Below are 12,943 nucleotides of genomic sequence, written 5' to 3'. Positions count from 1 at the left end.
TTCCGCACTCTTCCCTCCTGTCCTCGCGCGCGGTCCCATCCCGATCATTTTCGGGGTACCGTGGACGAGAGGACCTGCCAGCAGAGAGGGCAGATGCATGGACGCATCAGGAGCATTCACCGTCGAGACGTTCACCCCGATCGATCTTCCGCGCGAGGAGACGCCGACGACGGCCACGCCGGTCGGTCTCGCGCGGATGGAGAAGCATTTCACCGGCGAAGTCAGCGGGCACTCGACGACGCTGTTCACCTACGCGGTGGATCATTCGACCGACGTCGGCGGCTATGTCGCCATGGAGTCGTTCGCAGGGAACCTGCACGAACGCACGGGCACCTTCAACTTCACTCATTCCGCGACGACATCCGGTGAGGACAGGGACAACGAATCGTTCGTCATCATCCCGTCGAGCGGCACCGGAGATCTGGCTGGGATCACTGGGACCGGTGGGCTGAGGAACGAAGCCGACGGCACTCATCGTGTCTGGCTGACGTACGAACTGCCCGAATAGTCCGTTCGCGTCAAGGCTCTGTCGGTGAGGTTCCCGACGGTATAGTCTCGGCCCATGCTCGACGTTCTCTCCGCCGCTGCGACGCGGCTCTTCGACTCGCAAGAGCCGCAGAATGTCGCCGTCGCGACGGTCATCGCGACAGAGGGTTCGGTCCCGCGACCGGTGGGGACCTCGATGCTCGTCGATGCCGCCGGCAGCATCGTCGGATCGCTCACCGGAGGATGCGTCGAAGGAGCCGTGCTCGAGGCGTGCCGGGAGGCGCTCGCCACCGGGGACTCCTCGGTACAGAGGTTCGGCTACAGCGATGACGATGCCTTCGCCGTCGGTCTGATGTGCGGTGGCCGCATCGACGTGCTCATCCAGCCCTTCCGCTCAGGCTGTCCCGGTCTGCGATCGGACAGTGGACCGACAGCCGTGGTGATGCGCCTGCCTTCCGCCGATGACGATTGTGCCCCAGCGGCAGCTGTCTCGGCCAGCGCTGTGGATGAGAGCACGGGGCCGAGCACCGAATCCTTGGCTGTCAGACTCGGTCCTCTGGTACCCGAAGACGTGGTCGAGACCGCCGCGCAGCGCGTCGGGGCCTTTATCCGCAGCGGCCGCACCGGCAGCATCCGCCTTGCGCCCCCGGAAGGCGGGAGCGAGCCGATCGAGCTCTTCGTCGAGACCCGCATCGAGCCGGCCCATCTGCTGGTCGTCGGAGCCAACGCCTTCAGTCTCGCCCTCGTCGAAGCGGCCAGACCCTTGGGACTGCGCATCACAGTGTGCGACCCCCGTCCGTCCTTCGCCGACCAGACATCGTTTCCCGGCGCCGAGGTGGTTCGGGCCTGGCCGCACCGATTCCTCACCGAAGCGGCCGCCACCGGTGAGTTCGACACCCGGAGCATGATCTGCGTCCTCAGCCACGACCCGAAGGTCGACATCCCCACCCTGGCCGTCGCACTCGACCTCGACGTGGCCTACGTCGGGGCGATGGGCTCGCGGCGCAGCGACCGCGACCGCCGCGCCGCGCTGCGCGAAGCGGGAGTGGCGAGCCCAGCACTGGCACGGTTGCATTCGCCGATCGGTCTCCATCTGGAGACGTTCACCCCCGCCGAGGTGGCTGTGTCGATCCTCGCAGAGATCCTCGCTGTACGCGGTGGCCGCCGACAGGTCGTTCCCCTCAGCGACGAACGGGAAGATTCGCCTCTTCACTGAGGCGAAACGAGTCGCCAGTCGCTGGCTGCATCTTCGCATTCGACTTCGATATGTCAGTCATAGCATTCTGTTGTTCCGCATAGTGCCTGCCCCTGGCGTGCGACACGACCTCGCCTTCAGGACTACAACTCATGACGAGCGCTGGGAAGCATTCATATGCGATGATCGCTCAGTCATGGGCGATGGCGGACTGTGGCAGTCTTGCCGATAAGTGCGCGAGCGAGTGCTCGAGCGTGCCAGGGCCAGACAATCAACAGTTTCTCCAAGAAGCTGACGAACATGTTCTCCTCGTTTCTCATCTCAACCGAACATGGTCTGGCCCCGGGGGATAGCCCGGGGCCAGAAGGGGAAGCCGTGGACGGGCCCGCATCACTTCGTCGTCATTGTGACGTCACTGCCGCGCATCTTGCGTCGAGCGCACTGGTAGAAAGACTTGCGGACGCGACCACACGGCTGTGTAGCTCATCCTGGGTGCGGAAACGTCTCACCTCCTTTCATCGAAGATGTCAGCGCCGTTTGAACCGGGGAGGAGAGCGCTGACAAGCGAGGACTCGGTAGGCGATAACCTGGGCTGCTGAGAGACCGGGAGACCGGAACAGCAGCCACGGTGAGGAGTGCCTGAAGGTCCGGCACTCGCAATGACTCAAAGCCCGCGGTTCATCATCTGCGTGGTGACTCGTGTCGAGGCCGCGCAGTTCGCGGTCGCTGAGGATGATCGCCCAGAACGCAGCATCGATACCCAGCTGGACGTCTGGTGCACACGTCTGCATGGGAACACCCCACCAGTTGTAATTAGGCGCTGATGGCTGCCGGTTCAGCAGAGCCTGAGTTGATGGCGATCTTGCGGGGTTTCGCTGATTCCGCGACCGGGATGCTGAGTGTGAGCACACCGGCGTCGTAGTTCGCCGTGATGTTGCTGGTGTCGAGGTTGTCGCCGAGGACGAGTTGTCGGCTGAAGGTCCCGCGGGGCCGCTCTGCCGCGACCGAAGACTCCCCGTGGTCGGTCGCAGGCCGTTCAGCTTTGACGGTGACGACGTTGTTCTCGACGTCGAGGTCGATGTTGTCAGGATCAATTCCTGGCAGGTCGAGTTCGACGCGGAAAGTATCGCCGTCGCGCCAGGCGTCCATCGGCATCATCACGGGGCGAGCCGTTGTGCCGGTGGCTCCGAAGATTTCTCTGCTCAGGCGTTCGACTTCGCGGAATGGGTCAGTGCGCATCATGATCATTGGTGAAACCTCCTTTGCTGGATGGCGGATTCGTGCAGATGATAGGATCTACATCATCTGATAGACATATGATTTAGTCGATCAGAATGCGAATGTCAACACTGTTTCAGGAGGAATTTTGGGACATGGGGAGACGGCGACTTCAGAGTCCGGGGGGCGCTTGTTCTCGATTTCGCATGTTGCGGAGTTGACCGGTGTCGGGGTGCAGTCATTGCGGCAGTACGAGGCTCGCGGCCTCGTGGCGCCTATGCGAAGTGAAGGCGGGACGCGGCGGTTCAGTCGCGAGGATATTGCTCGTCTGCGGCGTGTGCGGGAGCTGGTTGACGTGGGCGCGAATCTCGCTAGCATCGGAATCATTCTCGATCTCCAGGATGAGAACACCTCGCTTCGGTACGAATTGAGGAGGATGCAATGATGGCAGACAGTGTCCGCCCCGGCGTCGAAGTGCCCGGGCCGGATTGGAATGAACAGCTCGTCGACGCCGCAACGCATATCGACGACGGTTACGAAGAGGCTGAGCCTCACTGGGGAGCAATCCGCGAAGCGGATGTGGGCGATGTTGCCGATCAATCCATCGTCGTCGAGGTTGATGACGAAGACGGGTGAGAAGCCGCGCTGATCTGATGGCGGCATATCGGGCTATAGGGGGAAGCTGCTGTGCTTCTTCCATCGGCCTTGCCGGCGTTCGAATGCGAACCGTTCCGCTCGCAACCGCCTCACCCGCTCCACAACGTCCGGGGCGTAACCGTATGCGGCGTCCGTATCCACGATCCCCTCGAGCACGATGGCGTACCTCTCTGCTGGAAGTTCGATTCGCTGGCACAACTCGTGTCGCCCCGCCGCAGCAGACGCAGTCTTCTCGAAGTCGAGGATCAACCGATCATGCTCGGACAGTTCGTGCACAGTGCCGGGGACCATGGAGACCATTGTGACACAGCAGAATTCGACACCGCGTATGTCGCTGCTCACTCTGTCTTGGTCACCTCGATTCAGGGGGACTGCTCGCCGGCCAGTCCGAAGCAGTTGTCCGCGGCTGCGCTGGCGATAAAGCTTCAGACAGTGAAGCCTACGTATAGGACTACCCCATAGTGATTACGCTCACTAGACTTCGGAACCAGAACAATCTTCTACACAACTCGCTGGTCGAGTAGCGGAGGACTTTATGCCCACCACCTCATCCCAGGCTCTTCAAGTGCTGGTCGTAGCCGACCCAGGTCTGCCCAGCAGGCGAGCGGCTTCCATCCACTCCTCGTTAGAGCGCTATCTGCGTGAGGCGTATGGGGTCACAACGACGCTGTACACTCGCACCGACACGGTCTATCTGACACCCGAGCGCGAGCTGGCTCTAGACGCAGTCGAAGACCTCCGCGCTGATTACCCCGACGTCAACATCATCCTCATCCTCACAGAGATCCCCCGGCACACCCAGGGCGACCCTCTGATCGCCGAAGTCTACTCTGACCGCAACCTTGCGGTCGTCTCATGCCCCACACTCGGCGCGTGGGCCACCAAGCGCCGCATCATCAAAGTCATGATGAGCTCGGTGAACAAGTTGGTTCCGTGGGACCCCGAAGCCACGACACGCAAATTTCTGCTCGGATGGTCGAACTGGTCGAACAACGAAGACTCCAGCCATCAGTCCCTGCATGCCCACACCATCACCGGAGGCCCACGGCTGATTATGGGGATGACGATTGCCAACGAACCTTGGCGCACGGCCCCGAAACTCTCAGGAGCCCTCGCAGCAGCCTCGGCAACCGGAGCTTTCGGCATCTTCTACAGTTCGATCTGGCAGATGTCGACCTACCTGTCCACCCTCCGGCTGCTCTCAATCGGCGCGCTCGCCATCCTAATGATGGTCGCCTGGTTGATCGTCAGTCACAGACTTTGGGATCGACCGGTCAACGAACGTCTGGCCACGGTGGTCATGTACTACAACTTCTCCACCGTCCTCACACTGCTGATCACTGTGATCGTTCTCTACGCGACACTGGTCGTCCTCATTCTCCTGGGCGGCCTCGTCGTTATCGATCCGGAATTCATGACCCAACAGATTCAACAAGACGCGTCGTTCACCAACTACCTCGATATCGCATGGCTCAGCGCAGCCATGGGTGTGGTCGCCGGCGGCCTCGGTGCCAGCTTCGACACTGATGCCGACGTGCAGAAGCTGACTCATGGCCAGCGGATGCGGCAGCGAGTCTATACAGACAACAGCACAGATGCCGACGACACGGTAGAGAGCAGTTGACTGAGATCTGCCAAGCATGCCGCTAGTCTGCACATTGGGGTGATGTGGAAGAGCCGGCTGGAATTGGGTATCTGCACCCACTTGAGATATAAGCGTGTTCAGAGCCATCACCTCCGACTGCCTCCTGCGTGTTCACTACACACCGAGTTCCGACGAAATGTTCTGCCCGAAGGACGTGAAATGGAAACCCTGTTCGACTCAACCTCGTCTCGGATCATCGCCACACCGTTCGAACCGTGGTGGGAAACTCCAGACTTCAGGGATGATCTCACCGAGGTCGTCACGAGCAGTGCGTCCGCTGTCGACAAGATCACCGCCCTTGCCCGTCTTCTGCAGCTCACAGGGTGCTCACCTCAGATCGATCAATGGGAAAGGCTGCTTCAACTGGCTGCGATCGACATCGGCGTCGCTCGTATGCTCGAACCCCACGTCGACGCTCTGGGCATCCTCGCCGAGGCCGGACACGAAACACCTGATCCCGATTCGGCCTGGGGCGTGTACGCGGCTGACCTGCCCACACATCGCGTGAACGTGATCGATGCCGGTGCGGAGAACCTCCTCACCGGCACGAAAGCGTGGTGCTCTTTAGCCGCGGAACTCACCGACGCGATCGTCATCGCCAGCGGCAGCGACGGGAACCGAGCCTACGCGGTGAATCTTCGGCACCCTCGTGTACGACCGCAGACAGGTGCTTGGCCGAGTCTGGGGCTCAGAGAAATCCCGAGCGGCTCAGTCGTCTTCGACCGAGCACCGGCGACGAGTGTCGGCCCCCCGAATTGGTACCTTGACCGGCCCTCTTTCGCTTGGGGTGGGATTCGCGTGGCAGCCTGCTGGTTCGGTGGAGCATTGGGACTGGCCCGGCGTGCAGCCCAAACCCACCTGAACAGGGCTGGGCGCTCGCCGATGGGAGAGATGCAGCTCGGGCAGCTTGATGCTGAGATCTTCGCGGTCCGCACCATGTTGGCGCAAACTGCTGCTGCAGCGGATGGGGATGAGAAGTTCTCGCGAGAACACGCGTGGAGACTGGCTCTGAGAGTTCGCAACAACATATACCGCAGTGCCCAACGGATCCAGCTTCTGAGCCGGGAGCTGGCCGGTCCTGCGGTTCTGACGAGTGATGCGGCATTTGCCAAAGCTGACGCTGATCTCACCGTCTACCTCAGTCAGCATCACGGGCCTCGGGACGAAGCTGCTTTGGGCGAGAATATCTGTGCAGAGCCAGATGTCGATGAGGTTTAGCCACCAAGACCGCAGCACCAGAGAAGATGCCTGGGTGCAGGCGGGTGCCCTTGATCTTCCGGCGGTTCCAGAGAGCACAATCGCCAGAGGCGGAACCATCATCGTCCTTGCCGCACACCCAGACGATGAAGCGCTGGGAGCCGCTGCGCTGCTCGCACGTGCCGATGAGTGGAGCTGCCAGCTGAAAGTCCTACTCTTCAGCGCAGGCGAGAAATCGCACCCTGAGTCGCCGACGTATACCGGCGATCAGCTCAAAAGCATCCGTCTGGAGGAGTTCGATCGTGCGCTGAGCACCTTCGACAAGGCGCACTCCAGTCGTTTTCTCGATCTGCCCGACGGTCAGCTGCCCGAATATTCAAGCCAGATCAGAGACGTGATCCGACAGGAGATCGCACGATCACATGGGCCGGTGACACTCGTTGCGCCTTACAGCCGGGATGGGCACTGTGACCACGAGGCGGTGGGCGCCGCGGCGCTGGACATCGGGCGATCACATTATGCCGTAGTGCTCGAATATCCCATCTGGTTCTGGCACTGGGCTGCTCCCACAGACCCTCGCTGGCAGGCCTGGGCAATCTTACCTGACCCTCAAGGTCTTGATCGAAATGCTCTGCTCGCGTGTTACCCGTCGCAGACCGAAGCGCTGTCGGATCAGCACGGGGACGAAGCGATCCTCACCAGCGCCCATTTGGAACACTTCATCCGGAGCCACGATACCTTCGTGATCACGGATTTCAGATCCGGTGAGGCATCGGCCGGCTATGGTCAGGAGGGAATAGGCAGACCGATCAATGATGCGTCCACTGCGTCGGCGGTGTTCGATGATGTGCACAGAGAACGCAGTGATCCGTGGACGGTGTGGGAGTCCGAATACGAAATCGCCAAACGCGAGACCCTTGTGTCCCACCTCCCGTCGACCTCGTTTTCCCACATTCTCGAGATCGGTTGTTCAGTCGGCGCTTTGACCCGAGAGCTTGCCGCTTACAGCGTCAGAGTGACAGCTGTCGATGCCAGCTGCGAGGCGCTGAAAACAGCGAAACGTCTGCACACGACCACTGCAACCGAAATAGCCTTCCTGCACGCCACTGTCCCATACGAATGGCCCGAAGGGCATTTCGACTGCGTCGTCCTCTCAGAGACCGGCTTCTATCTGACACGTGCACAGCTGCAACGAACGTTGGAGCGCATTGATGAATCAACCCCATCGCGCTTTGTGCTCGTTCTCTGTCATTGGAAGGGTGACATCGAAGATTGGCCTCTGACCGCCGATGAAGTCCATGACGCGTGCCTGGACTACTGGCCCCGAATGCGGACCGATTTTCGCTCCGAGGCCGAGTATCGTCTCGATATCGTGACGGTGGACAAAACTGACGATTTCCTCCCTGCGGAAGCCGTTGAGTGATCACGCACCTGGGCATCGTCATCCCGGCTCACAATGAACAAGACGAGATCCTCGGCTGTCTCGACTCGGTGGCCCAAGCGGGTGCTCAGCTCCCTGACGGGTTCGCGCAATCCTCCACTCGAATCCTCGTCGTGGCCGACGCCTGTACCGACGAGACGGTGAGTCGCGTCGCAGACTTCGCCGAACAGCATTCACAAGTCACGCTACTTGAGACGACGTTCAAGAACGTGGGCAGTGCCCGGAATTTCGCCTGGAACCATTTCAAGCAGACGGCTGAAGCTGATCGCGATGTCAACTTCGACCTGACATGGATTGCGTTCACCGATGCGGACAGCAGAGTTCCCACCCACTGGCTGACGACGCACCTTGCCATGGCGGAAGCCGGAAGCGACTGCCTGGTCGGCACGGTGTCGCCTCGACCTGATACCGGGTCGGCAGCGCTGATCGCGAAATGGCACTCTCACCACACGTTACTTGAGGACCATCCCCACGTGTTCGGCGCGAACCTGGGCATTCGAGGCTCGTATCTCAACATCATCGGCGGCATGCCTCAGCTGCCACTCGGCGAAGATGCCGCAACTGTTGCTGCCGTGCTCGCCGCGGGGGGAAACGTGAGACGCACCGACACCTGCCGGGTTCTCACCTCGGCCCGTCTGGAGGGACGCGCGGAGGGAGGCTTCAGCAGCTTTATGCAGAGCCTTCTTTGAGACCCGACTCTGCTCACAGCACTTCAGGGCGCCTCCGGCCGAGTTGCTCCCGACAACCCAGAGCTAATCGCGAGAACTGACGACTGTCAGCCTGTGCAGGTCCTTGGGCACATCGACATCGGCCCCGTCGTCGAGGTCGGAGCAGTCGACGAGGTCGACGACAGCTCTGTGCGTCGCGAGCAGGTCGCGGGCACCGACGTCGCCGTGCGCGGCGGCAGCCGCCCGGCTCGTCCAGCTCTCGTCGAAGAGCACAGGGTGACCGCGGTGCAGCGACCCGTTCGCATCACAGTGGCCCGCAGCGGTGATCGCTCGGGGACGATGGGCGGCGATGAGACGAGCGACTTCCGCCGCACAGATTCCGGGACGGTCCACAGGTGTGACCATGACGTCGGGTCCGGGGCCGATCGCCTGCAGGCCGCGGCGCAGCGAGGAACCCATACCCGAAGACCAGTCAGGGTTGAACGCGACGGACACGCGGTCACACCCGCCCAGCAGGCTCGCAACCTGCTCGCTGCAGGCTCCGGTGACGACTGTGACGTCCCGGCAGCCACCGTCGAGCAGGGCGAGGACCATCGACTCCACCAGGGTGAGCCCATCCATTCGCACCAGCAGTGCCTTCGGCCCTCGGCCGAGGCGTCGCCCCGCTCCGGCGGCGAGGACGAGCCCTCTCGGGGGACCGGGGACGGGTCGTTTGGGAGGAGTCGACCCGGTCTCGCCGCTCACGACGGCAGGAACGCGTCGCCGAAGATCGGCAGATCGCGGACTCGGACTCCGGTGGCGTTGAAGGCGGCGTTCGCGATCGCGGCTGCGGCACCGACGATGCCGATCTCACCGACGCCGCGCGCGCCGATGGGACCGGCCTGCGGGTCCTTCTCGTCGAGCCAATCTGCCTCGATGTCGGTGATGTCTGCGTTGACGGGAACGTGATACTCCGCGAGGTCGTGGTTGACTACGTGACCGAAGCGCGGGTCGAGCTCGCCCTTCTCATGCAGAGCCATCCCGACGCCCATGGTCATGCCGCCGATGAGCTGTGAGCGTGCGGTGCTCGGGTTGACGATCCGCCCGGCGGAGAACATGCCGAACATGCGGTCGAGTCGGATCTCACCGGTGGTCGGCTGGATGCGGACCTCGGCGAAATGGGCGCCGAAAGAGTGCAGGGCGAACTTCTCCGCCGCGGGATTGGCCTCGGCCTCACCATGGGCCTCGGCGCCGATGGCAGGATCGGCTCCGTGCTCGGAACGGAGCTCCTGGGCTGCGGCGACGATCGCCGTGCTCCAACTCGCCAAACCCGTGGATCCGCCGGCCACGGTCGCGTTCGGCAGCGCGGTGTCGCCGATCCGCAGATCTACTTGCCCGATGGGAACTCCGAGAGCGTCCGCGGCAGTCTGAGACAGGACGGTCCACGTCCCGGTGCCCAGATCGGCGGCACCGATCGAGACCTCAAAGCCTTCGGGAGTGCGGCGGATCCGCGCGACAGAGCCCGGCTGTCTGCCTGCCGGGTAGGTCGCAGAGGCCACGCCCATGCCGACGAACCAGCCGTTCTCCTGACGCGTGCGCGGCTGCGGATTCCGCTTCTCCCAACCGAAACGGTCTGCTCCTTCTCGCAGACAGTCGACGAGGCGGCGCTGGTTGAACGGCAGCCCGGTGTCCGGGTCCGTGGTCGGGTCATTGCGCACCCGCAGCTCGATGGGGTCGAGGCCGGCGGCCACTGCGAGTTCGTCCATGGCGATTTCGAGTCCGACCATGCCTGAAGCCTCGCCGGGAGCACGCATCCAGGAGGGCACCGGCACGTCGAGCGGAACCACTCGCTGGGTGAGGCGGCGGTTGTCGCCTGCGTACATCATGCGGCCCGGCTTCGTCGACTCCTCGGGGAACTCCTTAGTCTGCGAGGACATGGAGATCGCATCATAAGCGAAGGCCGTGAGCGTGCCGTCGGCTCTCGCGCCCAGACGGATGTGCTGCAGGGTCGGAGCTCGATAGCCGGTGATCGAGAACATCTGCTGCCGGGTCACGGCATATTTCACGGGTCGACCCGGCACCGCCTGTGCCGCGAGGGCAGCGAGCATCATATCCGCGTGGGGGAGGCCCTTGGAGCCGAAGCCGCCGCCGACGTGCGGGGAGATGATGCGGATCTTCTCCTGCTCCACCCCGAGGATCGGCGCCAATGTCGCGCGTGCGGGGTGCACGCCCTGCGTCGAGGTCCACAGGGTCAGTTCGTCTCCGTCCCAGAGGGCGACGGTGGTATGCGGTTCCATGGGATTGTTGTGCTCCATGGGGGTGCTGTAGCGCTCATCGATGGATACGGCCGCCTCAGCGAGGGCTGTGTCGACATCGCCTGTGCGCACATCCCCGCTGCCCGACTCCGGTTCCCGGGAAGCAGGGTGATCCTCGCGCAGCTCGACGTCGTGATCGTCCTGCACATAGGTGATCTCGACGAGGCCTGCCGCGTGGCGGGCCCGCTCGGGGGTGGTCGCGATGACAGCGCCGAGGTACTGGCCGCGGAATCCGATCTCAGCAGAGCGCAGGATCGCGAGTTCGCCGTCATCGGTGCTCGCCAGCTCGGGTGCGTTGTCGGCGGTGAGCACGTACACCACCCCCTCGGCTGCTTCCGCCGCGGAGACATCGATGTGCGCTGTGCGTCCGCGGGCGATCCCCGCCTGCAGGGGGTAGAGGTAGAGAGGATCGGTCAGGGGGTGTTCGTAGGCGTAGGGGGCGCGTCCACGCACCTTGTCGGGTCCGTCGAGGCGCACCTGGTGCGTGCCGACGGACGTGGTCGTGAGCAGGTCACTCATGAGTGTCCTCCGTGGTCGTCTCCGGCAGGGCTTCCGACGCTCCGGTGAGCTCGGCGAGCACGGTGGTGATCGCTCCGCGGGTCATCGGAACCTTGAAGCTGTTGCCCTCGAGGGGTTCGGCGGTCTCGAGCTCGGCGTCGGCAGCTGCCAGGAACGTCTCGGCAGTCGGTTCCGCGCCACGCAGCACCGCCTCGGCGGCGCGTGCACGCCAGGGTTTGTGTGCGACTCCGCCGAGGGCGATCGCGGCCTCACGGATGATCGGTGCCGGTCCCGAGGCGTCGACGTCAACCCGGGCCGCGACGGAGACGAGAGCGAAAGCGTAGGACGCGCGATCGCGGATCTTCCGATACGTCGCGGCGCCGGGCCGTGGGGGAGGGAGCTCGAGCGCCGTGATGAGCTCCCCGTGTTCGAGGACCGTGTCCTGCTCGGGACGGTCGCCGGGCAGCCGGTGGAGCTCGGTGACCGGGATCCGGCGCTCACCGGAGGCACCGAGGACGACGACCACGGCGTCGAGTGCGGTCAGAGCGACCGCCATATCCGAGGGATGCGTCGCCACGCAGTCCGCTGAGGCACCGAGGATCGCGTGGTAGCGGGTGTAGCCGCCGATGGCTGAGCAGCCGGAGCCGGGTTCGCGTTTGTTGCAGGGGGTAGTCGTGTCCTGGAAGTACACGCACCGGGTGCGCTGCAGCAGGTTGCCGCCCATCGTGGCCGCGTTGCGCAGCTGACCGGAGGCACCGGAGAGCAGGGCACGTGAGAGCATCGGGTAGTCGCGTCTGATGCGCGGGTCGGCGGCGGCGTCGCTGTTGCGCACCATCGCACCGATCCGCAGGCCTCCGTCGTCGAGCGCCTCGACCTCCGTGAGCTCGAGGCGGTTGATGTCGACGACGAGGTCGGGTTCTGCGACTCCGAGTTTGAGATGATCGACGAGGTTCGTGCCTCCGGCCAGGAACACCGCATCGGGACGATCGGTGACAGTCGTGACGGCTCCGGCGGCATCGGCGGCGCGTTCGTAGTCGAAGGGGTTCATCGTGACTCCTCTGCGGCTCGGCTCACGGCCGCGACGATGTTGACGTAGGCTCCGCAGCGACAGAGGTTGCCGCTCATCCGCTCGCGGATCTCCTCCTCGGACAGCTCCACGGGCCCTTCGAGATCTTCGGTGACCACGCTCGGAGCGTCGTCGGCGGCCTCGGCCAGCATACCGGCGGCCGAGCACACCTGCCCCGGGGTGCAGTATCCGCACTGAAATGCGTCGAGGGCGAGGAACGCCCGATGCAAGGGCGAGAGTTCGCCTTCGGGAGCCAGACCGTCGGCGGTCGTGACCTCGGCACCGTTGTGGGTGAGCGCGAGCGCGAGGCAGGAGTTGAGCCGACGGCCGTCGACGAGGACGGTGCAGGCCCCGCATTGGCCGTGGTCGCAGCCCTTCTTCGCAGACATCACCCCCAACCTGTCCCGCAGGGCATCGAGAAGGGTGGTTCGGGAATCCACGACCAGGGTGTGCTCCTGGCCGTCGACGGTGAGGTGCAGCGAGTGTCCCATGAGGGCCCTCCAGACAGCGTTGTCGACGTCCGGCCAATCTAACCCCGTTCGGACACCCCGACAAGAGGGGTCAGCTTTCGTCATCGC

Annotated in this window: 14 protein-coding genes; 8 read left to right on the top strand and 6 right to left on the bottom strand. The window is 63.5% G+C overall.

Annotation, left to right across the window (positions count from 1 at the left end; genetic code table 11):
• Positions 1 to 97: 97 nt before the first annotated feature.
• Positions 98 to 508, top strand: a complete 411-nt coding sequence (locus L1F31_RS14495; protein WP_039206908.1) for a DUF3224 domain-containing protein — start codon at positions 98 to 100, stop codon at positions 506 to 508.
• A gap of 54 nt (positions 509 to 562) precedes the next feature.
• Positions 563 to 1,702 (top strand): XdhC family protein, encoded by a 1,140-nt coding sequence (locus L1F31_RS14490; protein WP_265417965.1) that lies wholly within the window; start codon positions 563 to 565, stop codon positions 1,700 to 1,702.
• A gap of 792 nt (positions 1,703 to 2,494) precedes the next feature.
• Here L1F31_RS14490 and L1F31_RS14485 read toward each other — a convergent pair.
• On the bottom strand, positions 2,495 to 2,926 hold the full coding sequence (locus L1F31_RS14485) for an Hsp20/alpha crystallin family protein (RefSeq protein ID WP_039207043.1): 432 nt from the start codon (positions 2,924 to 2,926) through the stop codon (positions 2,495 to 2,497).
• A 121-nt stretch (positions 2,927 to 3,047) separates the two neighbouring features.
• On the opposite strand from L1F31_RS14485, the gene L1F31_RS14480 reads away from it, so the two are divergent.
• Both L1F31_RS14480 and L1F31_RS14475 read left to right on the top strand, forming a co-directional pair.
• Positions 3,048 to 3,344, top strand: a complete 297-nt coding sequence (locus tag L1F31_RS14480) for a MerR family transcriptional regulator (RefSeq protein ID WP_167198709.1) — start codon at positions 3,048 to 3,050, stop codon at positions 3,342 to 3,344.
• Positions 3,341 to 3,535, top strand: a complete 195-nt coding sequence (locus tag L1F31_RS14475) for a hypothetical protein (RefSeq protein WP_098731641.1) — start codon at positions 3,341 to 3,343, stop codon at positions 3,533 to 3,535. The genes L1F31_RS14480 and L1F31_RS14475 overlap by 4 nt, the downstream gene beginning before the upstream one ends.
• Positions 3,536 to 3,568: 33 nt before the next feature.
• On the opposite strand, the gene L1F31_RS14470 is transcribed toward L1F31_RS14475, so the two are convergent.
• The gene (locus tag L1F31_RS14470; protein WP_167198706.1) at positions 3,569 to 3,847 is read right to left on the bottom strand and encodes a DUF3263 domain-containing protein; all 279 of its coding nucleotides are present in this window, start codon (positions 3,845 to 3,847) and stop codon (positions 3,569 to 3,571) included.
• A gap of 244 nt (positions 3,848 to 4,091) precedes the next feature.
• On the opposite strand from L1F31_RS14470, the gene L1F31_RS14465 reads away from it, so the two are divergent.
• The 4 genes from L1F31_RS14465 (at position 4,092) to L1F31_RS14450 (ending at position 8,528) form a co-directional block, all read left to right on the top strand.
• On the top strand, positions 4,092 to 5,180 hold the full coding sequence (locus tag L1F31_RS14465; protein ID WP_265417964.1) for a hypothetical protein: 1,089 nt from the start codon (positions 4,092 to 4,094) through the stop codon (positions 5,178 to 5,180).
• 180 nt (positions 5,181 to 5,360) lie between these two features.
• Positions 5,361 to 6,419, top strand: coding sequence for a hypothetical protein (locus L1F31_RS14460; RefSeq protein ID WP_167198703.1), 1,059 nt, complete (start codon positions 5,361 to 5,363; stop codon positions 6,417 to 6,419).
• Positions 6,391 to 7,821, top strand: coding sequence for a PIG-L family deacetylase (locus tag L1F31_RS14455; protein WP_265417963.1), 1,431 nt, complete (start codon positions 6,391 to 6,393; stop codon positions 7,819 to 7,821). Before L1F31_RS14460 ends, L1F31_RS14455 begins: the two co-directional genes overlap by 29 nt.
• Positions 7,818 to 8,528: a glycosyltransferase family 2 protein gene (locus tag L1F31_RS14450; RefSeq protein WP_265417962.1), complete on the top strand. Its 711-nt coding sequence runs from the start codon at positions 7,818 to 7,820 to the stop codon at positions 8,526 to 8,528. Before L1F31_RS14455 ends, L1F31_RS14450 begins: the two co-directional genes overlap by 4 nt.
• A 63-nt stretch (positions 8,529 to 8,591) precedes the next feature.
• Here the strand turns inward: L1F31_RS14450 and L1F31_RS14445 are convergent, their stop codons facing one another.
• Genes L1F31_RS14445 through L1F31_RS14430 form a run of 4 tightly spaced genes read right to left on the bottom strand, consistent with a single transcriptional unit; the run spans position 8,592 to position 12,856 of the window.
• Positions 8,592 to 9,251 (bottom strand): nucleotidyltransferase family protein, encoded by a 660-nt coding sequence (locus L1F31_RS14445; RefSeq protein ID WP_167198697.1) that lies wholly within the window; start codon positions 9,249 to 9,251, stop codon positions 8,592 to 8,594.
• Complete coding sequence (locus L1F31_RS14440; RefSeq protein WP_265417961.1) at positions 9,248 to 11,320, bottom strand: xanthine dehydrogenase family protein molybdopterin-binding subunit; 2,073 nt, start codon at positions 11,318 to 11,320, stop codon at positions 9,248 to 9,250. Before L1F31_RS14440 ends, L1F31_RS14445 begins: the two co-directional genes overlap by 4 nt.
• A complete protein-coding gene (locus tag L1F31_RS14435) occupies positions 11,313 to 12,347 on the bottom strand; it encodes an FAD binding domain-containing protein (RefSeq protein ID WP_167198690.1) in 1,035 nt (344 codons plus the stop codon). Before L1F31_RS14435 ends, L1F31_RS14440 begins: the two co-directional genes overlap by 8 nt.
• On the bottom strand, positions 12,344 to 12,856 hold the full coding sequence (locus tag L1F31_RS14430; protein ID WP_167198687.1) for a (2Fe-2S)-binding protein: 513 nt from the start codon (positions 12,854 to 12,856) through the stop codon (positions 12,344 to 12,346). The genes L1F31_RS14435 and L1F31_RS14430 overlap by 4 nt, the downstream gene beginning before the upstream one ends.
• Positions 12,857 to 12,943: the final 87 nt, after the last annotated feature.

The sequence above is a fragment of the Brevibacterium spongiae genome (assembly GCF_026168515.1).
Classification (GTDB): domain Bacteria; phylum Actinomycetota; class Actinomycetes; order Actinomycetales; family Brevibacteriaceae; genus Brevibacterium; species Brevibacterium spongiae.
The sequence above is the reverse complement of the archived record's forward strand: the minus strand, read 5'-3'. Positions and strand labels throughout refer to the sequence as shown.

Excerpts from the sequence above, each read along its gene's own strand:
- L1F31_RS14460 (WP_167198703.1), top strand. The coding sequence starts at position 5,361 with ATGGAAACCCTGTTCGACTCAACCTCGTCTCGGATCATCGCCACACCG.
- L1F31_RS14465 (WP_265417964.1), top strand. The coding sequence starts at position 4,092 with ATGCCCACCACCTCATCCCAGGCTCTTCAAGTGCTGGTCGTAGCCGAC.
- L1F31_RS14470 (WP_167198706.1), bottom strand. The coding sequence starts at position 3,847 with ATGGTCCCCGGCACTGTGCACGAACTGTCCGAGCATGATCGGTTGATC.
- L1F31_RS14435 (WP_167198690.1), bottom strand. The coding sequence starts at position 12,347 with ATGAACCCCTTCGACTACGAACGCGCCGCCGATGCCGCCGGAGCCGTC.
- L1F31_RS14475 (WP_098731641.1), top strand. The coding sequence starts at position 3,341 with ATGATGGCAGACAGTGTCCGCCCCGGCGTCGAAGTGCCCGGGCCGGAT.
- L1F31_RS14495 (WP_039206908.1), top strand. The coding sequence starts at position 98 with ATGGACGCATCAGGAGCATTCACCGTCGAGACGTTCACCCCGATCGAT.
- L1F31_RS14430 (WP_167198687.1), bottom strand. The coding sequence starts at position 12,856 with ATGGGACACTCGCTGCACCTCACCGTCGACGGCCAGGAGCACACCCTG.
- L1F31_RS14490 (WP_265417965.1), top strand. The coding sequence starts at position 563 with ATGCTCGACGTTCTCTCCGCCGCTGCGACGCGGCTCTTCGACTCGCAA.
- L1F31_RS14440 (WP_265417961.1), bottom strand. The coding sequence starts at position 11,320 with ATGAGTGACCTGCTCACGACCACGTCCGTCGGCACGCACCAGGTGCGC.